This is a genomic window from Enterobacter sp. BNK-22, assembly GCF_048684805.1.
GTDB lineage: Bacteria > Pseudomonadota > Gammaproteobacteria > Enterobacterales > Enterobacteriaceae > Enterobacter > Enterobacter quasiroggenkampii.
Window position 1 is genome coordinate 4553235 of record NZ_JBLQTT010000001.1, and the last position, 21497, is coordinate 4574731.

The 21497-nt window shown below is 60.1% G+C and carries 22 protein-coding genes; 10 read left to right on the top strand and 12 right to left on the bottom strand.

Annotated elements, in window-relative coordinates; all coding sequences use genetic code 11:
- Positions 1-128: 128 nt before the first annotated feature.
- Both mutS and ACMGGE_RS21510 read right to left on the bottom strand, forming a co-directional pair.
- Positions 129-2690, bottom strand: coding sequence for a DNA mismatch repair protein MutS (gene mutS, locus ACMGGE_RS21505; RefSeq protein WP_023616757.1), 2562 nt, complete (start codon positions 2688-2690; stop codon positions 129-131).
- A 113-nt stretch (positions 2691-2803) separates the two neighbouring features.
- Positions 2804-3034, bottom strand: a complete 231-nt coding sequence (locus tag ACMGGE_RS21510) for a SymE family type I addiction module toxin (RefSeq protein WP_111967758.1) — start codon at positions 3032-3034, stop codon at positions 2804-2806.
- 175 nt (positions 3035-3209) lie between these two features.
- Between ACMGGE_RS21510 and ACMGGE_RS21515 the strand changes: the two genes are divergently transcribed.
- Entirely contained in the window at positions 3210-3554 is a 345-nt protein-coding gene (locus ACMGGE_RS21515) for a nitrous oxide-stimulated promoter family protein (protein ID WP_045418265.1), read from the top strand.
- A gap of 5 nt (positions 3555-3559) precedes the next feature.
- On the opposite strand, the gene ACMGGE_RS21520 is transcribed toward ACMGGE_RS21515, so the two are convergent.
- The 10 genes from ACMGGE_RS21520 to hypA all read right to left on the bottom strand — a co-directional run bounded on the left by ACMGGE_RS21520 (position 3560) and on the right by hypA (position 13487).
- On the bottom strand, positions 3560-4780 hold the full coding sequence (locus ACMGGE_RS21520) for an MDR family MFS transporter (protein WP_063622358.1): 1221 nt from the start codon (positions 4778-4780) through the stop codon (positions 3560-3562).
- A gap of 16 nt (positions 4781-4796) precedes the next feature.
- Complete coding sequence (locus ACMGGE_RS21525; RefSeq protein WP_045908495.1) at positions 4797-5558, bottom strand: ABC transporter ATP-binding protein; 762 nt, start codon at positions 5556-5558, stop codon at positions 4797-4799.
- A complete protein-coding gene (locus tag ACMGGE_RS21530) occupies positions 5558-6595 on the bottom strand; it encodes a FecCD family ABC transporter permease (protein WP_045908496.1) in 1038 nt (345 codons plus the stop codon). The genes ACMGGE_RS21525 and ACMGGE_RS21530 overlap by 1 nt, the downstream gene beginning before the upstream one ends.
- Positions 6595-7593 (bottom strand): ABC transporter substrate-binding protein, encoded by a 999-nt coding sequence (locus tag ACMGGE_RS21535; RefSeq protein WP_420294132.1) that lies wholly within the window; start codon positions 7591-7593, stop codon positions 6595-6597. Before ACMGGE_RS21535 ends, ACMGGE_RS21530 begins: the two co-directional genes overlap by 1 nt.
- Positions 7594-7747: 154 nt before the next feature.
- Positions 7748-9820 (bottom strand): formate hydrogenlyase transcriptional activator FlhA, encoded by a 2073-nt coding sequence (flhA, locus tag ACMGGE_RS21540; protein WP_048224598.1) that lies wholly within the window; start codon positions 9818-9820, stop codon positions 7748-7750.
- Positions 9821-9875: 55 nt separating this feature from the next.
- Positions 9876-10886, bottom strand: coding sequence for a hydrogenase expression/formation protein HypE (gene hypE / locus ACMGGE_RS21545; RefSeq protein ID WP_196352702.1), 1011 nt, complete (start codon positions 10884-10886; stop codon positions 9876-9878).
- Positions 10883-12004, bottom strand: a complete 1122-nt coding sequence (hypD, locus tag ACMGGE_RS21550) for a hydrogenase formation protein HypD (protein WP_420294133.1) — start codon at positions 12002-12004, stop codon at positions 10883-10885. The genes hypE and hypD overlap by 4 nt, the downstream gene beginning before the upstream one ends.
- 2 nt (positions 12005-12006) lie before the next feature.
- Positions 12007-12279: a HypC/HybG/HupF family hydrogenase formation chaperone gene (locus ACMGGE_RS21555; RefSeq protein WP_047650282.1), complete on the bottom strand. Its 273-nt coding sequence runs from the start codon at positions 12277-12279 to the stop codon at positions 12007-12009.
- Positions 12270-13133, bottom strand: coding sequence for a hydrogenase nickel incorporation protein HypB (hypB, locus tag ACMGGE_RS21560; RefSeq protein WP_048029230.1), 864 nt, complete (start codon positions 13131-13133; stop codon positions 12270-12272). Before hypB ends, ACMGGE_RS21555 begins: the two co-directional genes overlap by 10 nt.
- 3 nt (positions 13134-13136) lie before the next feature.
- Entirely contained in the window at positions 13137-13487 is a 351-nt protein-coding gene (gene hypA / locus ACMGGE_RS21565) for a hydrogenase maturation nickel metallochaperone HypA (RefSeq protein WP_039265546.1), read from the bottom strand.
- Between the two features lie 210 nt (positions 13488-13697).
- Between hypA and hycA the strand changes: the two genes are divergently transcribed.
- From hycA to hycI, 9 genes are all read left to right on the top strand, one after another.
- Positions 13698-14162 carry a formate hydrogenlyase regulator HycA gene (gene hycA, locus ACMGGE_RS21570; protein WP_032653166.1) on the top strand — a complete coding sequence of 155 codons (465 nt, stop codon included), beginning with the start codon at positions 13698-13700 and terminating at the stop codon, positions 14160-14162.
- A gap of 70 nt (positions 14163-14232) precedes the next feature.
- On the top strand, positions 14233-14841 hold the full coding sequence (locus ACMGGE_RS21575; protein WP_023308971.1) for a 4Fe-4S dicluster domain-containing protein: 609 nt from the start codon (positions 14233-14235) through the stop codon (positions 14839-14841).
- Complete coding sequence (gene hycC / locus ACMGGE_RS21580; protein WP_420294134.1) at positions 14838-16652, top strand: formate hydrogenlyase subunit 3; 1815 nt, start codon at positions 14838-14840, stop codon at positions 16650-16652. The genes ACMGGE_RS21575 and hycC overlap by 4 nt, the downstream gene beginning before the upstream one ends.
- Position 16653: 1 nt before the next feature.
- The gene (locus ACMGGE_RS21585) at positions 16654-17577 is read left to right on the top strand and encodes a respiratory chain complex I subunit 1 family protein (protein WP_420294135.1); all 924 of its coding nucleotides are present in this window, start codon (positions 16654-16656) and stop codon (positions 17575-17577) included.
- A 15-nt stretch (positions 17578-17592) separates the two neighbouring features.
- Complete coding sequence (gene hycE / locus ACMGGE_RS21590) at positions 17593-19302, top strand: formate hydrogenlyase subunit HycE (RefSeq protein WP_420294136.1); 1710 nt, start codon at positions 17593-17595, stop codon at positions 19300-19302.
- Positions 19303-19311: 9 nt separating this feature from the next.
- Positions 19312-19854 carry a formate hydrogenlyase complex iron-sulfur subunit gene (locus tag ACMGGE_RS21595; RefSeq protein WP_008499573.1) on the top strand — a complete coding sequence of 181 codons (543 nt, stop codon included), beginning with the start codon at positions 19312-19314 and terminating at the stop codon, positions 19852-19854.
- Entirely contained in the window at positions 19854-20621 is a 768-nt protein-coding gene (gene hycG, locus ACMGGE_RS21600) for a formate hydrogenlyase subunit HycG (protein WP_069720343.1), read from the top strand. Before ACMGGE_RS21595 ends, hycG begins: the two co-directional genes overlap by 1 nt.
- The gene (locus tag ACMGGE_RS21605) at positions 20618-21028 is read left to right on the top strand and encodes a formate hydrogenlyase maturation HycH family protein (RefSeq protein WP_262766796.1); all 411 of its coding nucleotides are present in this window, start codon (positions 20618-20620) and stop codon (positions 21026-21028) included. The genes hycG and ACMGGE_RS21605 overlap by 4 nt, the downstream gene beginning before the upstream one ends.
- Positions 21021-21476 (top strand): hydrogenase maturation peptidase HycI, encoded by a 456-nt coding sequence (gene hycI, locus ACMGGE_RS21610; protein ID WP_063622347.1) that lies wholly within the window; start codon positions 21021-21023, stop codon positions 21474-21476. The genes ACMGGE_RS21605 and hycI overlap by 8 nt, the downstream gene beginning before the upstream one ends.
- Positions 21477-21497: the final 21 nt, after the last annotated feature.

A 21497-nucleotide genomic window follows, 5' to 3' on the forward strand; every position in this document is an offset into this window, starting at 1 on the left:
GTGGCGTTGCGCTTACCGGGCGATAACATCGTGCGGTCTGTTTTGCCGGGTGGCGGCTTCGCCTTACCCGGCCTACAAAAACCGTAGGCCCGGTAAGCGCAGCGCCACCGGGCAAAGATCGCAGAAAACTAAACCAGACTCTTCAAACGATAAATCCACTCCAGCGCCTGACGCGGTGTCAGTGAATCCGGATCGAGGTTCTCCAGCGCTTCCACGGCAGGCGATGTCTCTTCCGCCGGTACCAGCAGCGACATCTGCGTTCCGTCAATCTGCGTCGCTGCCGCATTCGGTGACAGGCTTTCCAGTTCACGCAGTTTCTGACGCGCGCGCTTGATCACCTCTTTCGGTACCCCGGCCAGCGCCGCAACGGCCAGACCATAGCTCTTGCTTGCCGCGCCATCCTGCACCGTGTGCATGAAGGCGATGGTGTCGCCGTGCTCCAGCGCATCAAGGTGGACATTAGCCACCCCTTCCATTTTCTCCGGCAGCTGCGTCAGCTCGAAGTAGTGGGTGGCGAACAGCGTCATGGCCTTGATTTTATTCGCGAGGCTTTCCGCACAGGCCCATGCCAGCGACAAACCGTCATAGGTTGATGTTCCGCGTCCGACTTCGTCCATCAGCACCAGGCTGTGCTCCGTCGCGTTATGCAAAATGTTAGCCGTTTCAGTCATTTCAACCATGAAGGTTGAGCGACCACTCGCCAGATCATCCGCAGCTCCAACACGGGTAAAGATACGGTCGATGGGGCCAATCTCCACGTTTTGCGCCGGAACGTAGCTGCCGATATAGGCAAGCAGGGCAATCAGCGCCGTCTGACGCATATAGGTACTCTTACCGCCCATGTTCGGACCGGTAATGATCAGCATTCTTCGCTGCGGCGACAGGCTCAGCGGGTTGGCGATGAACGGTTCGTTCAGCACCTGCTCGACCACCGGATGACGGCCTTCGGTAATACGAATGCCGGGCTTGTCGGTAAAGGTCGGGCAGGTGTAATTCAGCGTTTCCGCGCGCTCTGCCAGGTTCACCAGCACGTCCAGTTCCGCCAGCGCGCTGGCGCTCAGCTGCAGGTCGGCCAGGTGCGGCATCAGCATGTCGAACAGCTCTTCATAGAGCTGTTTTTCCAGCGCCAGCGCTTTCCCTTTCGAGGTGAGGACTTTGTCTTCGTACTCTTTCAGCTCGGGAATGATATAGCGTTCAGCGTTTTTCAACGTCTGGCGGCGCACGTAGTGAATCGGCGCCAGGTGGCTCTGCCCGCGGCTGATTTGAATGTAGTAACCGTGAACCGCGTTATAACCCACCTTCAGGGTGTCGAGCCCAAGACGCTCGCGCTCGCGGATCTCTAGCTTATCAAGGTAGTCTGTCGCGCCGTCGGCCAGCGCCCGCCATTCGTCCAGCTCCTCGTTGTAGCCCGGAGCAATCACGCCGCCATCACGCACGAGAACCGGAGGCGCATCAATAATGGCGCGTTCAAGCAGCTCGCGGAGTTCGGTAAATTCACCCATGGTTTCGCGGAGTTTCTGTACCGGCGCGCTGTCAACGTCGCTCAGCTGCGCACGGAGTTCCGGTAACTGCTGGAAAGCATGACGCATCCGCGCGAGGTCGCGCGGTCGCGCCGTGCGCAGCGCCAGACGGGCCAGGATACGTTCCAGATCCCCCACCTGGCGCAGGACAGGCTGCAGCTCGGTATACCGATCCTGCAGGGCGGCAATCGTCTGCTGACGGCAAACCAGCGTTGCGGTATCGCGAATCGGCATATGCAGCCAGCGTTTCAGCATACGGCTGCCCATTGGCGTGACCGTACTGTCCAGGACCGACGCAAGCGTATTTTCTACACCGCCCGCCAGGTTCTGCGTGATCTCCAGGTTACGGCGCGTGGCGGCATCCATGATGATGCTGTCCTGCTGGCGCTCCATGGTGATAGAGCGAATGTGCGGCAGGGCAGTGCGCTGGGTATCTTTCACGTACTGCAGGAGGCAACCGGCCGCGCACAGACCGCGCGGGGCATTTTCAACGCCAAAGCCAATCAGATCGCGGGTGCCAAACTGCAGATTCAGTTGCTGGCGCGCGGTATCAATTTCGAATTCCCACAGCGGACGGCGGCGCAACCCGCGACGACCTTCAATCAGCGCCATTTCGGCGAAATCTTCGGCGTAGAGCAATTCTGCTGGGTTGGTGCGCTGCAGTTCGGCTGCCATCGTTTCACGATCGGCCGGTTCACTCAGACGAAAACGCCCGGAGCTGATGTCCAGCGTCGCGTAGCCAAACCCTTTGCCGTCCTGCCAGAGCGCGGCCAGCAGGTTATCCTGGCGCTCCTGAAGCAGGGCTTCATCACTGATGGTACCTGGCGTGACGATGCGCACGACTTTGCGTTCCACCGGACCTTTTGAGGTCGCGGGGTCGCCGATCTGTTCGCAGATGGCGACAGATTCACCCTGATTCACCAGTTTCGCCAGGTAGTTTTCTACCGCGTGGTGCGGAATGCCTGCCATCGGGATGGGCTCACCTGCCGATGCGCCACGTTTGGTCAGCGAGATGTCGAGCAGCTGCGATGCACGCTTAGCATCGTCATAAAACAGCTCGTAAAAATCGCCCATACGGTAAAACAGCAGGATTTCCGGATGCTGTGCCTTCAGCTTCAGATACTGCTGCATCATCGGCGTATGTGCGTCGAAATTGTCGAGTGTGCTCATGGAGTTATGATGTCCATTTCTTTGAATATAAACCGTTTTGAGCGGCTCAGTGGCCGTTTGTTCCTTCTATTGTCGCATGAAAAAAAGGTACGGCGCAGAAAAATGTCGTCGCTTTACGAGGCATCTTCCGACATTAACTCAATGACTATTTTTCCATGCTCAACGCCCACGCGAACCCGGGAGTGGGTGGTAAACCCTGCCTGTTCAAGCCAGTCTCCTTTTAAGCTCAGCGCCGCATGCACGCTGTAGCGCTTCGGTATCTTGGTATTGCGGTCTTCATGGCGCTTTCTGAAATATCCCACGGTTAAATGGCGATAGGGTTTGTTGATAGTGAGTTCTTGCATAGGGTCTCCCGACAATACGGATAAAAGTCATTACTGATGCCTGTATAAAATACCAGTGATTGTCGGGCGGTGCAGGGCTAAAACTGGAATCAGGCTTCAGAAAACCGCATGCAAAAACTGAAATTCTGCATTGAAAGGTGTATTATTTTTGCACTTTATTGTTCGGTAAGTCGCTATGTCCGGTAAACGAATTTCACGTGAAAAAGAGACCATCGCGAAAATGATCGCGCTGTATCAGAAGCAATGTCCTCAGGCCTCTGCGGAAGAGGGGCACTATCAGGCGCTAAATGCCTATGCCGATAAGCGCCTGGATAAATGCGTTTTCGGGGAGGAAAAGCCTGCCTGTAAACAGTGTCCGGTCCACTGCTACCAGCCTGCCAAACGCGAAGAGATGAAGCAAATTATGCGCTGGGCAGGCCCGCGAATGCTCTGGCGTCACCCCATTCTGACCGTCCGTCATCTGATGGATGATCGTCGTCCCGTACCGGAACTGCCGGAAAAGTATCGTCCGAAAAAGTGACCGGTTCAGCTTCTGAGCGGGCGGCAAATCACGTTCATGGCCAGCGCGCTGCAGAGCGGGAAGAGGGCCAGCAGCAGCCAGGGAAGCATCGCCTGCGTGGAGGGCACCAGGGCGCGATCCAACAGACTGCCAAACAGCAAATTCCCCGTCAGGACCGCGACTCCGCCAGCGGTGGCGAGTGCGCCATAGTGCGCCCCCAGCGTGGACTCTTCGGCAAACCTTGGGATCAGATCCTTTGCCGAGGGTACCAGCAGCATCTGCCCCAGCGTCAACAGCGTCACGAAACAGACCGACGGCAGCAGGCGCAGCCAGCCCTCTGGCGGTGCCGTCGACGCAAACATTGCCACACTTGCAAAGGCGGCGGAGAGCAGCAAAAAGCCCACCGGCAGGATCCTCACCGCGCCCACGCGCCGGGCGAAACGCGCCAGCGGCAGCTGTAACGCCACGATCAGGACAGAGGCCAGCATAAAAAGCGGGCCGAGATCTTTCTCGTTACCGCCGGAACGCTGGATCTCTACCGGCAGCGCCAGATAGAGCTGGTTATAGCTCAAAAGCCACGAGCTATAGGCAATAATAAAGGCGACAAAGCGCGGCTGGCGGAACGTCGTCCACCAGGGAACGAGCTTCAGCGTCCGCGAGGCGTGGCGCGACGCGGGCAGGCAAAAGTAGAGCACCACCAGCGCAACGATAAAGACCCCTGCGCCCGCCAGCGCCACCTGGCGAAAGCCCAGGCCGGTGAGCAGGGCGCCGGCAACCGGGCCCAGTACCGCACCGAGTTCCCCGCAGACCGCAAAGAGCGCGAACCACTCCGCCCGGCTTCGTTTACCTTTCGCCTCGCTGTGCGTGCCCGCTTTCGCCAGCAATGCTTCAATCGACGGAGAAAACAGCGCGCCGCCCACGCCTGTCAGACACGCGCCCAGAATAATCGGCCACAGCGATCCTCCGAACGCCAGCAGCAGATACCCCGCAACGCGAACAATACAGCCGCTCAGGATAACGACTTTCGCGCCAAACCTGTCCGAGAGCGCACCGCCGACGATAAACATCCCCTGCTGAGAGAAGGTGCGCAGGCCGAGGATCAGCCCGATCAGCCCGCCGGAGAGCAGCATGTCGTCGCGCAGGAATATCGCCAGGAAGGGAACAACAGCGTAAAAGCCAATGTTAAAAACAAACTGGCTACCCAGTAAGACGGGCGGCCAGAGCGTGGTGGCAGGGCGAAGGGGCATCGTTGTTCACTCGCCCCTAAACGATAAAGTGAATGTGCTTTTTGCCATGGAATGGTGAGATCTCAATTTTGGTTTTGACCCGGAAGACGTCCCAGAGCAGCGACTCGGACAGGATGTCCTGCGGTGTTCCCGTCGCCACAATGTGCCCTTTCTGCATCACAATCAGCGAGTCGCAGAACATCGAGGCGTGGTTGAGATCGTGGATGGCGACAATGCTGGTGACCGGTAATTCACTGATCAACTGCATCAGCTGCATCTGATGATGAATGTCCAGGTGGTTGGTCGGTTCATCCAGCAGGATTTCCGTCGGGGTCTGGGCCAGCGCGCGGGCAATGTGGACGCGCTGACGTTCACCGCCGGAGAGGCTCAGCCAGCCCTGGTCACTTTTATCCAGCATATCCACGCGCTGCAGAGCGGCGGTGACGGTCTCGTCATCGTGCGTGCTCCAGTTGGAAAAGGCGGAGTGGTGCGGAATACGTCCAAGTTTCACCACGTCGCGCACGCGCATGTTGGCGTCAGTCATGCCGTGCTGTTCCACGAAGGCGACCCGGCGGGCAAGCTGTTTTTTGGCGATGCGGGTAATGTCCTGTCCGTCCAGGGTGACGCAGCCAGCATCCGGGCGACGCAGCCCCGCGAGGATACGTAAAAGAGAGGATTTACCGCAGCCGTTAGGGCCAAGCAGTCCTACCGTTTCGCCCCGTGACACCTTCAGCGAGACGTCATTAACGATGACTTTTTTGCCGACCTTCCAGGTAATATTTTCCGCGCAGATGCTCATTACTTATTCCTTGAACGGTAAATAATCACGGCAAAGAAGGGGACGCCAACCAGCGCGGTGACCACGCCGACGGGCAGGCTTTGCGGTGCAATCAGCATGCGTGAGGCAATGTCTGCCAGCACCATCAGGATCGCGCCTGCCAGCGCGCTGGCAATCAGTAGCGTGCGGTGCAGCGGCCCGAACAGGAAACGCATCACGTGCGGCACCACCAGCCCGACAAAGCCGATTGACCCCGCCATGCTGACGATGGTTGCGGTAATCAGCGCGGTGGTGGTAAAGAGCGCCAGGCGCACCCAGGGAACGGCAATGCCCAGCGACGCGGCGGCGTCGTCACCGAACGTAAAGGCATCCAGCGCCCGGGAATAGTAGAGGCAAATGGCTAACCCAATCAGCACCACGACCAGTGCCAGCTGGAATTCAGGCCAGCGTACGCCGCTGAAGCTGCCCAGCAGCCAGAACATCACGTCGCGCGCCTGCTGGGCGCTGGCGGAGGTGCTGATGGTGTAGGCGGTAATGGCGTTGAAAAGCTGCGAGGCGGCGACGCCTGCCAGAATAGTACGTTCATTCCCGCCGCGCGCGCCGTTCGTCAGAAACGCGACAAATGCAAACGCGGCGAATGCCCCGGCGAAGGCACCGGCAGAAAGGGAGACCGCACCGGTGCCGATCCCCAATACGACAACAGAAACCGCACCGGTCGACGCGCCCGCGGACACGCCGAGCACGTAGGGTTCCGCCAGCGCGTTCTTCAGCAAACTCTGCAATACGGCACCGCAGATGGCCAGCCCCGCGCCGCAGCAGGCCGCCACCAGCGCGCGGCTCAGGCGAAAGTCCCAGATGACGCTTTCATAGATGCGAGTGAGCGGAACCTCGGTGAGCCCCATTTTATTGCTGATGGCGTAAAACACGTTATCCAGCGGGATGGACAGCTCGCCGACGCTGACGCTCAGGGCGATCACCAGAAATAGCAGTACCAGGGCGAGCAAAGCCGAGGTCGTCAGAACCAGGCTCTGCCGGGCCTGAAGAACGGCGATTGTCATCAGTTCAGCCCCAGCTTTCTGAGCTGTTCGCCGACCTGCTCAGCCCCGTAAATCGTGCGAATCGTCGGGTTCATGGCCTGACCGTCCATCACCACGATGTGGCCTTTTTTCACCGCGTCCAGCTGGCTGACGGCCGGATCGCTCTTCAGGAATTTGATTTTTTCTTCCGCGTTATCCAGCGCCCAGCGGTTGCGGTCCAGGCTGGAGACCACAATCACATCCGGATTGGCGGCAATAATGCTCTCCCAACCCACGGTTGGCCATTCGGTCTTGGAGGTGATGGCGTTATGCCCGCCCATCAGGCTCGCAATAAACCCGGAGGGGCTATTTTTACCGCCTACGTAGGCGTCCGCAGAGGGGGATGAGCTGGAGAACCAGAAGACAAACGAGAGGTCTTTTTTGTTCTTGCCGAATTCCTTACGCAGGTCGGCCTCACGTTTTTTGAAATCGGCAATCACGGCCTGACCGCGGTCTTCAACGTTAAAGATTTTGGCGAAATCCTCAATCTCCTGATAGAGATACGTCATATCCCACAGTTTCTGGCGGCTGCCGTACATATCGCCCGTGGCTTTTTTGGTCGCGCACATGCCCGGGGACACGTAGCTGTTCACGCCCAGGGTCATCAGATCGTCGCGTTTTGCGACCTTGCTTTCCGGCCCCAGCAACAGCGGCGTTTGGGCGGGGACAAAGTCGGGATTTTGCGCAAGCACGGATTCAAGGGTAGGGATTTCGACCGTCAGGGTTTTGATTTTTGCGTTCTGTTCCGCGAGCTGCGGCAACACTTTCGTCGGCCAGAAGGCGCTGGCCTTCACCTTATCTTCCAGCCCCAGCAGGAGCAAGATTTCGACGGTATTCTGACCCAGGGCCACGACGCGTTCCGGCGCTTTGGTGAATGTCTCTTTATAGCCACAGTTTTCAATGGTGAGAGGATATGTGGTTGCCAGAGCAGAACTGACCGACGCAACCGCCAGGCCTAACGCGCAGATGACCTTCTTCATGAAACGCTACCCTTGATTAATATTATTATTGATGCAAATGAAACTCATTATTAAGGCGGAATTTTATACAGAGGAAACGATTTTGTGTCAATGAGGGACAATTGCGCAGGGTAACGAAAGGCGGTGTCAGAGCAACACCGCCGGATTGAGGGGCTTAAACCAGGCTCTCTTTATCGATCCCGAGACGTTTCATGCGCGACAGCAGGGTAGTGCGTTTTAACCCTAAACGCTGGGCGGCACCTTTTGGCCCGGCGACCACGCCGTTGGTCTCTTTGAGTACGCGCATAATGAGCTGATATTCATCTTCTCCCTCTTTCGCTGTCTCGGCGGCGGGCACGCTCACGTCAGGCAGCGTCACTTCAGGCAGGGAGAGCTGCAGGACATTCCCGCGCGTCAGCAGCACCGCACGCTCGATGACGTTTTCCAGCTCGCGCACGTTGCCGGGCCACTCCATCGATGAAAGGGTACGTAACGTCTCGGCAGGAATGCTGTCGATATTTCGACCCATCCGACGCGCGATCTTGGCGGTAAACGCTTTGACCAGCAGGGGAATATCTTCCGGGCGCTCGCGCAGCGGCGGCAGGAAGATCGGGAAGACGTTCAGGCGATAGTAGAGATCGCTGCGGAACTCGCGGTCGGCGACCATCTTTTTCAGGTCTCGGTTGGTGGCGGCAATCAGCCGCACGTCAGTCTGGATAAGCTTGTTGCTGCCAAGACGTTCAAACTCCTGCTCCTGCAGGACGCGCAGCAGTTTCGGCTGTAGCTCCAGCGGCATATCGCCCACTTCATCGAGGAACAGCGAGCTTTTGTCCGCCAGCTCAAACCGGCCCAGCCGCTGGCTGCTTGCCCCGGTAAAGGCACCTCGTTCGTGGCCGAACAGGTCGCTTTCCAGCAGCCCTGCGGGCATCGCGGCGCAGTTCATCTTCACCATCCGACGGCTGTTGCGGTTGCTCAGGTTGTGGATGGCGCGGGCAATCAGCTCTTTACCCGTACCGGTTTCGCCCAGAATCAGTACCGTGCTGTCGCTTTGCGCCACCATCTCAACCTGCTTGAGCACGTTGTACATGGCGTCGCTACGTCCGATGATTTCACCAAACTCGCTGTCCACGTTGTTGAGCTGTTCGGTCAGGGCCAGGTTCTCATCCACCAGCCGCTCCTTCAGACGATGAATTTCCTGATAGGCGAGGGCGTTATCCAGGGCGATGGAAATACGCTCGGCGATCTGTCGCAGCAGCTTCAGGTTGGCGGTGGTAAAGACGCCTTCCTCGCACTGCGCCAGCTTAAGCACGCCCAGCATGGTGTTGCCGGACATCAGCGGCAACAGGCACAGGGTCTGAATTTTATTGCCCCAGGTGTTAAACAGCATCCGCTCGTACGGTGCCACCGGATCCTGTTCGTTGAGGTTGATCAGGAGGATCTCTTTGCTTTTGAAGACCCGCTCCGAAAGGGTCCCCGCTTCATCCACTTCACTCTGCTCGTGTGCCGGGTTGGCTTCATCCAGATAATGCGTAGAGTAGATGTTCAGCTTGCCCTTGCGATGGCCGCGAAGCGCGATGCTGATGGCATCGATTTTGAAATAGTGATGGATCTCTTTCGACACTTCGCTGACCAGCTCGTCCATATCGAGCCGTGACAGTACGGCGTTGGTGATGGCGACCAGAATGCGGAAGTTGTCGCGTTCGCGGCTCAGCAGGTCGTAATCCACATTATTGGTCACGCGGCTTTGGATCTGCTCCGCAACGACGGCCACAATCTGGGTAAAGGTGTGCAGGCGTTCGTATTCCGCCTCGCTCCAGGGCTGGTCGGTCGTGCGGATAAACTCACAGCCGCCAAAAATCTGACCCTCTGCTGCCAGCGGCAGCATGCAGTAATGCCCGAACGGCTGATAGAGGTTACTCTCCGCGAGCCGCGGCCACGCCTGCCGGAACTCCTCAAAGTTACAGTGCAGCACTTCAGGTCGGGAGAGAATGCGGCGCACCGGGCCATGCGCGAGATACGTTTCGTCTTCGTATTCAAACGTTTTGCCATTGTCACGCGTTGAGTAGTAGCTCGCGCGGTGCGTTCCGCTATGCCACAGTACAATCGCGGCGCTGTCGGCCAGCGCCGACTGCCTGACCAGCCGCGTCAGGGCATCGCTCAGCGCACCGAGATCGGGCTGCTGTAAAAGTGTGCGCGTAATGTCAAACAGGCCCTGCTGTCCAAGATCGCTCATCGGTGTATACGGCATAGTGCTTTCCAGTAGAAACGAGCAAAAAATCCATGCTGGTCGCTTGTGGCGCGGCCTAGCAAATACGGGGTAAGGGTTCAGCGTGCGGCAGATCCAGCGTGCGCTTCACGCCATAAAGTCCGGTCAGGCGCACCCCTTTGCGCTCAACCACTTCACCAATTATTGCCGCCTCTTTTCCTGACGGATGAGCCTGCAGCTGTTCAAGAACGGCTTGTGCCGCGGCCCGTTCAACGCCAATCACCAGCTTGCCTTCGTTTGCAAAGTTGAGCGGGTCCAGCCCCAGCAGTTCGCAAAGCCCACGAACGGCGGGCTTAACGGGCAGGCTGCGCTCGGTGAGTTCAATCCCGCATCCGCAGCTTGCCGCAAACTCATGGACCACGGCGTTGACACCGCCTCGCGTGGCATCCCGCAGGGCCTTCACGCCGGGAATACCGCGCAGCGTCTGAATCAGCGGGGTGAGTACCGCGCAGTCGCTGCGCAGTTCGCCGTCCAGCCCCAGGCCCTCGCGCAGGTTCAGGATGGTCGCCCCGTGGCAGCCCAGCGTGCCGGTCACGATCAGCACGTCGCCCGCGCTGAGGCGCTGCGCCCCCCAGTGAATATCGGCAGGGATCGCGCCCATGCCGGCGGTGTTGATAAACAGCTTGTCGGCCGCGCCGCGCTGCACCACTTTGGTGTCGCCGGTGACGATCGCGATCCCCGCCTCGCGCGCGGTCTGCGCCATGCTGTTGACCACGGCCGTGAGCGTCTCCATCGGTAATCCCTCTTCAAGGATAAACCCGCAGGAGAGGTAGCGCGGGATGGCGCCGCTGACGGCGACGTCGTTCGCCGTGCCGCAGACGGCGAGCTTGCCGATATCGCCGCCCGGGAAGAACAGCGGATCAATGACGTAGCTGTCGGTGGAGAAGGCCAGCCTGTCGCCCTGGGCGGTGAGGGTGGCGAGGTCAATGCGCGCCTGGTCTTCCTGTTCGGCGAGCCAGGGGTTGTTAAAGGCCTCCATAAACAGCCGGTTAATCAGCTGCTGCATCGCCTGTCCGCCGCTGCCGTGCGCCATTTCAACCGTATTCATGCTTCACTCTCCTGGTTGCGATACTGATACCACGCGGCACACGCCCCTTCGGAGGAGACCATCAGCGCCCCAAACGCCGTTTGCGGATTACAGGTATTGCCAAATAACGGACACTGATGCGGTTTGCATTTGCCGGTGAGCACCTCGCCACAGCGTGCCCGGGGATCGTCGCAAACCTGCTGCGGCTGCGGGCGGAAATGCGCTTCGGCATCGAACGCGCGATAGGCTGGCGTCAGGCGCACGCCGGATTCAGCAATCAGCCCCAGGCCGCGCCATTCGCTGTCGCCCTCAACGCTAAACACGTCGGCTATCGCCTGCTGCGCTCGTTCATTTCCCGCATCCGGCACCACGCGGCGGTACTGATTTTCCACGGTACTCAGGGCCGCTATTTTCTGCTCAACCAGCATGGTGACACCTTGCAGTAGATCAAGTGGTTCGAAACCAGCCACCACTAACGGACGATTGTACTGTTCAGCGATAAAACCGTAGGCGTCTGTGCCAATCACCATGCTGACGTGGCCCGGTGCCAGAAAGGCGTCAATGCCGTTGCCTGGCTCTTCCAGCAGGCTGCGCAGGGTGGGGATGAGCGTAATGTGCTGGCAGAAGAAGAAAAAGTTATCGACACCGCGTGCTTTCGCCTGCTGCAGCGTGATGGCGGTGGCGGGCATGGTGGTTTCAAACCCCAGGCCAAAAAACACCACCTTGCTCGCGGGGTTATCCGCTGCCAGCGTCAGGGCATCCATCGGCGAATAGACGATCCGGATGTCTGCGCCGCGCGCTTTCGCCTGTAGCAGCGAACCATTTTTCCCCGGCACGCGCATCGCGTCGCCAAAGGTGCAGAAAATGACGTCGGGCTGGCTGGCAATTTCAATACAGCTGTCGATGCGCCCCATCGGCAGCACGCAGACCGGGCAGCCGGGGCCGTGGATAAACTCAATGTTCTCCGGCAGCAGCTGGTCGAGGCCAAATTTGAAGATCGCGTGCGTGTGCCCGCCGCACACCTCCATGATCCGCAGCGGCCTTTCTTTCGTGTAGTCCAGCCGCGCTGCGCGCGTTTTCAGGAGGCCGATAAGCTGCAGCACCTGCTCCGGCGCGCGGTATTCATCAACGTAACGCATGATTACCGCTCCTCGCCGTACAGCAGCGCGCCCACGTCAGGCTCTACGTCGAACATATTTTGCAGGGCGTCGAGCGTGTCGCGGGCTTCCGCTTCGTTAATCACGCTCATGGCAAACCCCACGTGGACCAGCACCCACTGTCCGAGACGCGAAGCGCCGCTTTCATCGGTGCTGCCCACCAGCGTCAGGTCGACGTCGCGCAGGATGCCGCAAACCTCGACTTTGGCCTGATTACCGTCGATGGCGTGAATTTGTCCCGGTACGCCTATGCACATCGTTCGCTCTCCAGCCAGTGTAGCCAGCCGTCCATGCCGTCGCCGCGCGTGGCGGAGACCAGCAGGATCTCAATCTCCGGATTCACCTCGCGGGCATACGCCAGGCACTTATCCACGTCGAAATTCAGGTACGGCAGCAGGTCGACTTTGTTCAGCAGCATGATGGACGCGGCGGCAAACATGTGCGGGTACTTCAGCGGCTTGTCTTCGCCTTCGGTCACTGAAAGCACCGCCACCTTGTGTCGTTCGCCGAGGTCGAAGCTCGCCGGGCAGACGAGGTTGCCAACGTTTTCAATAAACAGGATGCCGTTATCTGCCAGCGGCAGGCGCGGGGCGGCGTCGGCAATCATCTGCGCATCCAGGTGGCAGCCTTTGCCGGTGTTGACCTGAATCGCCGGGGTGCCGGTTTCGCGAATGCGCGCCGCGTCGTTAACGGTTTGCTGGTCGCCTTCGATCACCGCGCAGGAGACGCGCCCGTTCAGGCGCTTGAGCGTTTCGGTCAGCAGCGTGGTTTTACCGGAACCGGGGCTGGAGACCAGGTTCAGCGCCAGCTGTTTGCGGGTGGCAAAGCGGGCGCGGTTGCGGGCGGCGAGCTGGTTATTTTTGTCCAGCACGTTGATTTCCACCTCCAGCATCTGGCGCTGGCTCATGCCCGGCGCGTGGGTGCCTGCTTCGCCGTGGCCGTAATGCAGGTCGCCCGCATCGGAGCGTTGCGGCGCAAAGGTAATGCCGGTCAGGGCTGCCGCAGGGCGTGGGGCGGGTGAAAAGGGCGCGGAGCGAAACGCGGAGTGGGGGCGGTGTTCATCCCCTTCTATATACAGGTTGCCTTCGGCGCAACCGCAGGTACTACACATACTTTACTCCTTCTCGATTTCGAGGCGTTGGATCTGCATGCCGTCATCCGCCACGATGCGCAGACCGCCGCTCTGACACTGCGGGCAGCGCTGTACCTTCGATGACAGCAGGGTGACGTACTGCTGACACTGCTCGCACCAGCACTCCGCCTGCTGTTCTTCAATATGCAGTTCGCAGCCTTCCGCCAGCGTGCCGCGGCAGACCAGCTCAAAACAGAAGGTCAGGGCGCTGGTCTCGACGCAGGAAAACGCTCCGACCTTCAGCCAGACGCCGGTGACGCGCTTCGCGTGGTTTTGCACTGCCTGCTGTTCGATAAGTTCCAGAGCCCGCTGGCAGAGGGTGATTTCGTGCATGACGCCTCCTCAATGAATTGCCCCGGTAATGCAATAACAGTGCCAGCTTGATTTTTGTTAAGGCGTGACGATGTCAACGCTGTCGAAATGACACGTCGACACCGCGGTGTTGACAGCGGTTTTTCAGTTTAATCCCTTTAAAATCAGCAAAATAAAAACTGGCATGGAATCTGCTTAACAGCCGCTATCTCCATTAAACGGATACCTTCTATGACTATTTGGGAAATCAGCGAAAAAGCAGATTACATCGCGCAGCGTCATCAACAGTTACAGGACCAGTGGCACCTTTACTGCAACTCGCTGGTTCAGGGCATTACCTTGTCGAAAGCGCGTCTTCACCACGCGATGAGCTGCGCGGCGCAGGGGGATATGCGCTTTGTCCTCTTCGGCCATTTCACCATCAACGTGACCCTGGCGGATAACTTCAACAGCCACACCATTGAGTACTACCTCGAGACAAAAGACGGCGAAAAACAGTGTATTGCGAAGGCGCAGCTGATGGCCGACGGCATGGTGGACGGCCACGTCAGCAACCGCGATCGCCAGCAGGTGCTGGAGCATTATCTGGAAAAAATCGCGCCGGTTTATAACGGCCTGTACGCCGCCGTTGAGCACGATCTTCCGGTCAACCTGAAGCAGCTGATGGATGGAAATGCCTCAGCGAACGTGGCCTGACCCATGCGTGTCGAGAAGTGTCGACAAGACAGCTTTTCGACAAAAATGACTATCACCAGAGGATAACCCGGTGAACCGTTTTGTAATTGCTGACTCGACGGTCTGCATTGGCTGTCGAACCTGTGAGGCGGCGTGTTCGGAAACACATCGCCTGCATGGGCTGCAGTCCATGCCGCGCCTGCACGTCATGCGTAATGAAAAAGAGTCTGCCCCGCAGCTCTGCCATCACTGTGAAGATGCCCCGTGCGCGGGCGTCTGTCCTGTAAATGCCATCACCCGCGTGGATGGTGCTGTCCAGCTGAACGAAAGCCTGTGCGTAAGCTGCAAGCTGTGCGGCATTGCCTGCCCGTTCGGCGCAATTGAATTTTCCGGCAGCCGCCCGCTGCATATTCCGGCCAATGCCAACTCGCCTAAAGCCCCGCCCGCGCCGCCGGCGCCTGCACGCGTCAGCACACTGCTGGACTGGGTGCCCGGCATCCGTGCCGTGGCGGTGAAGTGCGACCTGTGCAGCTTCGATGAACAGGGCCCGGCCTGCGTACGGACCTGTCCGACGAAAGCGCTGATTCTTGTTAACATTCGCGACATCGCCCGTACCAGCAAGCGCAAGCGCGAGCTGACCATCAACAGTGATTTTGGCGACCTTTCTCTGCTACAGGCGCTTAACGAGGGGGCGAAATGAACGCGGCCATGATGATTACCGGCGCAGTAGCCTGTTTTATTGCCGCAGCTATTCTGGCGCCGATCTTCTCCTTCCATAAAACCCTGAGCGGCGGAGTTGCCGGGATCGGCGGGGCGGCAGGTAGCCTGTTGACGCTGGCGGCAGGCGGCGTTGTTCTGCTCGGCGGACAATCCGTTGACACCCTCATACCGCTGGTTCGCCACACCGTTGAGATTACGCCGCTGAACGCCCTCTGGCTGGTGACGTTTGGCCTGTGCGGGCTATTTATCAGCCTGTTCAATATCGAGTGGCATCGCCACCCGCACGCTAAAGCCAACGGCCTGCTGGTGAACCTGCTGATGGCGACGGCGGTCTGTACCGTTACCGCCAGCAACCTCGGCGCGCTGGTGGTGATGGCGGAGATCATGGCGCTCTGCGGCGTGTTCCTGACGGGCTGTAGCGCCTCCGGGAAATTGTGGTTTGCGCTGGGACGCCTCGGGACGCTGCTGCTGGCGCTGGCCTGCTGGCTGGTGTGGCAGCGCTTCGGCACGCTGGACTTCGCTGCGCTTAACGGGCATCCGCTGGGGAATGACGTCTGGCTGCTGGGCGTGCTCGGCTTTGGCCTGCTCGCCGGCATCATTCCGCTGCACGGCTGGGTGCCGCAGGCGCATGCGAATGCTTCCGCGCCCGCCGCCGCGCTGTTTTCGGTGGTGGTAATGAAGGTCGGTCTGTTTGGGATCCTGGCGATTACGCTGACCGGCGGACAACCGCCGCTGTGGTGGGGCGTGGTGCTGCTGATTGCGGGCATGATCACCGCCTTCGTCGGCGGCCTGTACGCGCTGATGGAGCACAATATCCAGCGTCTTCTGGCGTACCACACGCTGGAGAATATCGGCATCATTCTGCTCGGCATTGGCGCGGGCGTGACCGGGCTGGCGCTGAATCAACCGGCGCTGATTGCGGCCGGTTTTATCGGCGGTCTTTATCACCTGATCAACCACAGCCTGTTTAAAAGCACCCTGTTCCTCGGGGCGGGCAGCGTCTGGTTCCGCACCGGCCATCGGGATATCGAAAAGCTCGGTGGGATTGGCAAAAAAATGCCGGTGATTTCGCTGGCGATGCTGGTCGGGCTGATGGCGATGGCCGCGCTGCCGCCGCTGAACGGCTTTGCCGGGGAGTGGGTGATCTATCAGTCCTTTTTCGCCCTCGGTCAGAGCGAGGCGTTTATCGCCCGTCTGCTCGGCCCGCTGCTGGCGGTCGGGCTGGCGATTACCGGGGCGCTGGCGGTGATGTGCATGGCGAAAGTTTATGGCGTGACCTTCCTCGGTGCACCCCGTACGCGTGAGGCTGAGAACGCCTGCTGCGCACCGCTACTGATGGGCGTAAGCGTGGTCGCGCTGGCGCTGTGCTGCATCGCGGGCGGCGTCGCCGCACCGTGGCTGCTGCCGCTGCTGGGCAATGCCATTCCGCTGCCGCTGACCGCGGCGAACACCACCGTTTCCCAGCCCATGATCGCGCTGCTGCTGATAGGCGCACCGCTGCTGCCGCTGGTGCTGATGCTGTTCTTCAAACGCGACCGGCTCACCTCCCGCTCGCGCGGTGCAGCATGGGCCTGCGGCTACGAACACGAACAGTCGATGGTCATCACCGCCCACGGTTTCGCTATGCCGGTGAAAGAGAACTTTGCCGCCGTGCTGAAGCTGCGCCACTGGCTGAACCCGGTGCGCTGGGTACCCGGCTGGCAGAGCGCTGCCGTACCCGCGCTGTTCCGCCGTCTGGCGGTTATCGAGCTGGCGGTGCTGGTGGTCGTTGTGATTTCACGAGGAGCCTGACATGAGTCTGTTACTGGCAATTCTTCAGGCGCTGGTGCTGTTTGCCGCCGCGCCGCTGCTGTCGGGCATCACGCGCGTGGTGCGCGCCCGGATGCACAACCGTCGCGGTCCTGGCGTGCTCCAGGAGTATCGCGATCTCTTCAAGCTGCTTTCTCGCCAGAGCGTGGCGCCGGATGCCGCAGGCTGGGTCTTCCGCCTGACGCCGTTCGTGATGGTGGGCGTGATGCTCACCATCGCCACCGCGCTGCCGGTGGTGACGGTGGCTTCGCCGCTGCCGGCGCTCGGGGATCTGATTACGCTGATTTACCTGTTTGCCATCGCCCGCTTCTTCTTTGCGATTGCGGGTCTCGACACCGGGAGCCCGTTTACCGGCATCGGTGCCAGTCGCGAGGCGATGCTCGGCGTGCTGGTTGAGCCGATCCTGCTGCTGGGGCTGTGGGTTGCCGCGCAGGTTGCGGGCTCAACCCATATCAGCTTTATCACCGACACCGTATACCACTGGCCGGTTGCCCGCTCCCTTCCGCTGGTTCTGGCGCTGTGCGCCTGCGCATTCGCCACCTTTATCGAGATGGGCAAGCTGCCGTTCGATCTGGCCGAAGCCGAGCAGGAACTGCAGGAAGGACCGCTCACCGAATACAGCGGCTACGGCTTTGCGGTGCTGAAGTGGGGCATCAGCCTTAAACAGCTGGTGGTGCTGCAGATGTTTGTCGGCGTCTTCTTCCCGTGGGGGCAGATGACGCACTTCTCCGCGGGCGGTCTGCTGCTGGCCGTCGTGGTTGCCGTCCTCAAGCTGCTGGTCGGCGTGCTGGTCATTGCCCTGTTCGAAAACAGCATGGCGCGTCTGCGTTTTGTGGAAACGTCACGCATTACCTGGGCCGGTTTTGGTTTTGCATTTTTAGCGTTCGTCTCCTTGCTGGTGGCGTGATTAAAGAGAGTGTTTATGTCTGAAGAAAAGAAAGGTCAGCAGTATCTCGCCGCATTGCATCAGGCTTTCCCCGGCGTGGTGCTGGAGGAATCCTGGCAAACCAAAGACCAGATCACCGTCACCGTAAAGGTGAACTATCTGCCAGAAGTGGTGGAGTTTCTCTACTACCGGCAGGGCGGCTGGCTGTCGGTGCTGTTCGGTAACGACGAGCGCCAGCTGTGCGGCAATTACGCGGTGTACTACGTGATGTCGATGGAGCAGGGCGAGAAGTGCTGGATCACCGTGCGCGTCGAGGTCGACCCGAATAAACCGGAATACCCGTCCGTCACGCCGCGCGTGCCCGCTGCCGTCTGGGGCGAGCGTGAAGTGCGCGACATGTATGGTCTGGTGCCGGTTGGCCTGCCGGATGAACGCCGTCTGGTGCTGCCGGACGACTGGCCGGACGAACTCTATCCGCTGCGCAAAGACAGCATGGACTACCGCCAGCGTCCGGCCCCGACCACCGACAGTGAAACCTACGAATTCATCAACGAGCTGGGCAGCAAGAAAAATAACGTTGTGCCGATCGGCCCGCTGCACGTCACTTCCGACGAGCCGGGCCACTTCCGCCTGTTCGTCGACGGCGAAAACATTATCGACGCCGACTACCGCCTGTTCTACGTCCACCGCGGCATGGAAAAGCTGGCGGAAACCCGCATGGGCTACAACGAAGTCACGTTTCTTTCTGGCCGCGTGTGCGGCATCTGCGGCTTCGCCCACAGCACCGCCTACACCACCTCGGTAGAGAACGGCATGGGGATCGTGGTGCCGGAACGCGCGCAGATGATCCGCGCCATCCTGCTGGAGGTGGAGCGCCTGCACTCGCACCTGCTGAACCTCGGGCTGGCCTGCCACTTCGTCGGGTTTGACTCCGGGTTTATGCAGTTCTTCCGCGTGCGCGAGGCGTCGATGAAGATGGCGGAGATCCTCACCGGGGCGCGCAAAACCTACGGTCTGAACCTGATCGGCGGGATCCGCCGCGACCTGCTGAAGGATGACATGATCCAGACCCGCCAGCTGGCGCAGCAGATGCGCCGCGACGTGCAGGAGCTGGTGGACATGCTGCTCAGCACGCCCAACATCGAGCAGCGCACCGTCGGCATTGGCCGCCTCGATCCGGAGATTGCCCGCGATTTCAGTAACGTCGGCCCGATGGTGCGCGCCAGCGGCCACGCCCGCGACACGCGTGCCGATCACCCGTTCGTCGGCTATGGCCTGCTGCCGATGACCGTGCACAGCGAGCAGGGCTGCGACGTCATCTCCCGCCTGAAGGTGCGCATCAACGAGGTGTTCACCGCGCTGAATATGATCGACTTTGGTCTGGACAACCTGCCGGGTGGCCCGCTGATGGTGGAGGGCTTCACCTACATTCCAAACCGCTTTGCCCTCGGCTTTGCCGAAGCGCCGCGCGGGGACGATATTCACTGGAGCATGACCGGCGACAACCAGAAGCTCTACCGCTGGCGCTGCCGTGCGGCGACCTACGCCAACTGGCCAACCTTGCGCTACATGCTGCGCGGTAACACCGTGTCTGATGCGCCGCTGATCATCGGCAGCCTCGACCCGTGCTACTCCTGCACCGACCGCATGACCGTCGTGGACGTGCGCAAGAAGAAAAGCCAGGTGGTGCCGTACAAAGAGCTTGAGCGCTACAGCATCGAGCGTAAGAACTCGCCGCTGAAATAAGGATTCGTCATGTTTACCTTTATCAAAAAAGTGATCAAAACCGGCACGCAGACCAGCCGCTATCCGCTGGAGCCGATGCCGGTCGACAAAAACTTTCGCGGCAAGCCGGAACACAACCCGCAGCAGTGCATCGGCTGCGCGGCCTGCGTCAACGCCTGTCCGTCGAACGCCTTAACGGTGGAAACGGATCTCAAAACCGGCGAGCTGGCCTGGCAGTTTAACCTCGGGCGCTGCATCTTCTGCGGCCGCTGCGAAGAGGTCTGCCCGACGGTCGCCATCCGCCTGTCGCAGGAGTACGAGTTGGCGGTGTGGAAGAAAGAGGATTTCCTGCAGCAGTCGCGCTTTGACCTGTGCCACTGCCGCGTCTGCCAGCGCCCGTTCGCCGTGCAGAAAGAGATCGACTACGCCATTGCGCTGCTGCAGCACAACGGCGACGCCCGCGCGGAGCATCACCGTGAAAGCTTTGAAACCTGCCCGGCGTGCAAGCGACAGAAGTGCCTGCTGCCGTCCGACCGCATTGATATCACCCGCCACATGAGAGAGGCCAGCTGATGGAAAATTTACTTGGCCCACGCGACGCTAACGGCATTCCGGTGCCGATGACGGTGGACGAATCCATCGCCAGCATGAAGGCGTCGCTGCTGAAAAAAATCAAACGCTCGGCCTACGTCTACCGCGTGGACTGCGGAGGCTGCAACGGCTGCGAGATTGAGATCTTCGCTACGCTGTCGCCACTGTTTGACGCCGAGCGCTTCGGCATCAAAGTGGTGCCGTCCCCGCGTCATGCGGACATCCTGCTGTTCACCGGGGCCGTCACCCGCGCCATGCGCTCGCCCGCGCTGCGCGCCTGGCAGTCCGCGCCGGACCCGAAAATCTGCATCTCGTACGGTGCCTGCGGCAACAGCGGCGGCATCTTCCACGACCTCTACTGCGTCTGGGGCGGCACCGACAAAATCGTGCCGGTGGACGTCTACATTCCGGGCTGTCCGCCGACGCCCGCCGCCACGCTGTACGGCTTTGCGATGGCGCTCGGCCTGCTGGAGCAGAAAATCCACGCCCGCGAGCCGGGCGAGCTCGACAACCAGCCAGCGGCCATTCTGCACCCGGATATGGTGCAGCCGCTGCGGGTGAAGGTGGATCGCGCGGCGCGCAGGCTGGCGGGCTATCGCTACGGCCGTCAGATTGCCGACGACTATCTGCGCCTGCTGAGCCAGGGCGAGCATCAGGTCGCACGCTGGCTGGAGGCGGAAAACGATCCGCGCCTCAATGAGATTGTGGCGAACCTGAACAGCATCGTCGATGAGGCGCGTATCCGATGAGTGAAACGGTGGTGTTCAGCCAGCTGAGCCGTAAGTTTATTGATGAGAACGATGCCACGCCGGATGCGGCGCAGCAGGTGGTCTATTACAGCCTGGCGATTGGGCATCACCTCGGGGTGATTGACTGCCTGGAGGCCGCACTGAGCTGCCCGTGGCCGGAATACCTGGCGTGGATTGCCACGCTGGAGGAGGGCAGTACGGCGCGGCGCAAAATGGAAGGCGTGCCGAAATATGGTGAGATCGTGATCGATGCGAACCACATTGCCATGCTCGCCAACGCCTTTGACGCGGCGCTCGGCAGACAAACCCCGGAGCAGCAGGTGTGGAGCAAAACGCTGCTCGGTATGCTGCATGATATTCATCAGGAGAGTGCCATCTACCTGATGGTGAGGAGATTACGTGACTGACGTTTTACTGTGTGTCGGCAACAGCATGATGGGCGACGACGGCGCGGGTCCGCTGCTGGCGGAGATGTGCGCCGCGAACCCGCAGGGCAGTTGGGTGGTGATTGACGGCGGCAGCGCGCCGGAAAACGACGTGGTTGCCATCCGCGAGCTGCGTCCGGACAGGCTGTTAATCGTCGATGCCACCGATATGGGACTCAACCCCGGCGAGATCCGCCTGATTGACCCGGACGACATCGCCGAGATGTTTATGATGACCACCCACAATATGCCGCTGAACTACCTGGTGGATCAGATCAAAGGTGACGTGGGCGAGGTGCTGTTTTTGGGCATTCAGCCGGACATTGTCGGATTTTATTACCCGATGACGCCGCCGGTGAAGGAGGCGGTGGAGGTGGTGTATTCACGACTAGCCGGGTGGGTTGGGGATGGAGGTTTTTCTCAGCTCTGAGCAGTGCCGGGTGGCGGCTTC

Excerpts from the sequence above, each read along its gene's own strand:
- ACMGGE_RS21595 (WP_008499573.1), top strand. The coding sequence starts at position 19,312 with ATGTTTACCTTTATCAAAAAAGTGATCAAAACCGGCACGCAGACCAGC.
- ACMGGE_RS21555 (WP_047650282.1), bottom strand. The coding sequence starts at position 12,279 with ATGTGCATAGGCGTACCGGGACAAATTCACGCCATCGACGGTAATCAG.
- mutS (WP_023616757.1), bottom strand. The coding sequence starts at position 2,690 with ATGAGCACACTCGACAATTTCGACGCACATACGCCGATGATGCAGCAG.
- hypB (WP_048029230.1), bottom strand. The coding sequence starts at position 13,133 with ATGTGTAGTACCTGCGGTTGCGCCGAAGGCAACCTGTATATAGAAGGG.
- ACMGGE_RS21510 (WP_111967758.1), bottom strand. The coding sequence starts at position 3,034 with ATGCAAGAACTCACTATCAACAAACCCTATCGCCATTTAACCGTGGGA.
- ACMGGE_RS21520 (WP_063622358.1), bottom strand. The coding sequence starts at position 4,780 with ATGCCCCTTCGCCCTGCCACCACGCTCTGGCCGCCCGTCTTACTGGGT.
- hypA (WP_039265546.1), bottom strand. The coding sequence starts at position 13,487 with ATGCACGAAATCACCCTCTGCCAGCGGGCTCTGGAACTTATCGAACAG.
- hypD (WP_420294133.1), bottom strand. The coding sequence starts at position 12,004 with ATGCGTTACGTTGATGAATACCGCGCGCCGGAGCAGGTGCTGCAGCTT.
- ACMGGE_RS21525 (WP_045908495.1), bottom strand. The coding sequence starts at position 5,558 with ATGAGCATCTGCGCGGAAAATATTACCTGGAAGGTCGGCAAAAAAGTC.
- ACMGGE_RS21530 (WP_045908496.1), bottom strand. The coding sequence starts at position 6,595 with ATGACAATCGCCGTTCTTCAGGCCCGGCAGAGCCTGGTTCTGACGACC.
- hycC (WP_420294134.1), top strand. The coding sequence starts at position 14,838 with ATGAACGCGGCCATGATGATTACCGGCGCAGTAGCCTGTTTTATTGCC.
- hycE (WP_420294136.1), top strand. The coding sequence starts at position 17,593 with ATGTCTGAAGAAAAGAAAGGTCAGCAGTATCTCGCCGCATTGCATCAG.
- flhA (WP_048224598.1), bottom strand. The coding sequence starts at position 9,820 with ATGCCGTATACACCGATGAGCGATCTTGGACAGCAGGGCCTGTTTGAC.
- ACMGGE_RS21535 (WP_420294132.1), bottom strand. The coding sequence starts at position 7,593 with ATGAAGAAGGTCATCTGCGCGTTAGGCCTGGCGGTTGCGTCGGTCAGT.
- hycA (WP_032653166.1), top strand. The coding sequence starts at position 13,698 with ATGACTATTTGGGAAATCAGCGAAAAAGCAGATTACATCGCGCAGCGT.
- hycG (WP_069720343.1), top strand. The coding sequence starts at position 19,854 with ATGGAAAATTTACTTGGCCCACGCGACGCTAACGGCATTCCGGTGCCG.
- ACMGGE_RS21515 (WP_045418265.1), top strand. The coding sequence starts at position 3,210 with ATGTCCGGTAAACGAATTTCACGTGAAAAAGAGACCATCGCGAAAATG.
- hypE (WP_196352702.1), bottom strand. The coding sequence starts at position 10,886 with ATGAATACGGTTGAAATGGCGCACGGCAGCGGCGGACAGGCGATGCAG.
- ACMGGE_RS21585 (WP_420294135.1), top strand. The coding sequence starts at position 16,654 with ATGAGTCTGTTACTGGCAATTCTTCAGGCGCTGGTGCTGTTTGCCGCC.
- ACMGGE_RS21605 (WP_262766796.1), top strand. The coding sequence starts at position 20,618 with ATGAGTGAAACGGTGGTGTTCAGCCAGCTGAGCCGTAAGTTTATTGAT.